Origin of the sequence: Falsirhodobacter sp. alg1 (assembly GCF_000739715.2) — a bacterium.
GTDB lineage: Bacteria > Pseudomonadota > Alphaproteobacteria > Rhodobacterales > Rhodobacteraceae > Falsirhodobacter.
On record NZ_BBJC02000079.1, the window covers coordinates 1 to 581 of the forward strand.

General features: G+C 61.8%; 1 pseudogene. It reads right to left on the reverse strand.

What is annotated here, in order from left to right:
• Positions 1-369 (reverse strand): annotated as a pseudogene (locus TR36_RS14280) (alanine racemase); the annotation flags it as partial.
• Between the last annotated feature and the right edge of the window lie 212 nt (positions 370-581).

Genomic DNA, 581 nt, shown 5'->3' on the forward strand with positions numbered 1-581 from the left:
CGGATCGTCGGGGCGTGTCGGAACAGGCCAGATGCGACATGACCAATTCCGGGCCCCAGCTCCAGCACCATCGAGGCCACAGCTTGCCATTCGGCCATTTCTAATCCCAGCCGGTTCATTCCGGTATCCAGCTGGATACCGAAGGAATGTCCGGGCAGTGATTCCACATGGCGCATGATCTGATCGACGGAATTCAGCATCGGCGTCAGGTCAAGATCACGGATAAGGGCGGCGTCGCCCTCCATATGCCCCGAGAACACATTGATCTGGGGACCGGTGCCAAGCGCCTTGCGGATGGCGGNCCCCTNTTCGGCGGCGGNCACGAAARMGCGNGCSYGNSCYGGCCTTGGCAAGGGCATGTGAAACGCGTCCCGACCCCATGTCTGCGGCGGGAAACTGATGGCGCAGATAGGAGCGCATATGCGGCGCGCGGTCTTCGGCCACGACAATGCCGTCCGCATCCTCGACAAAGCGGTAGATCATGACGTGATCAAAGCCGGTTATCCGGCGAAAAGTCCGGGCGGCTTGAACGCATAGCGGAGCCAGATCGCCCGCATCTTCGAACCGGGCCTCGCATTCCT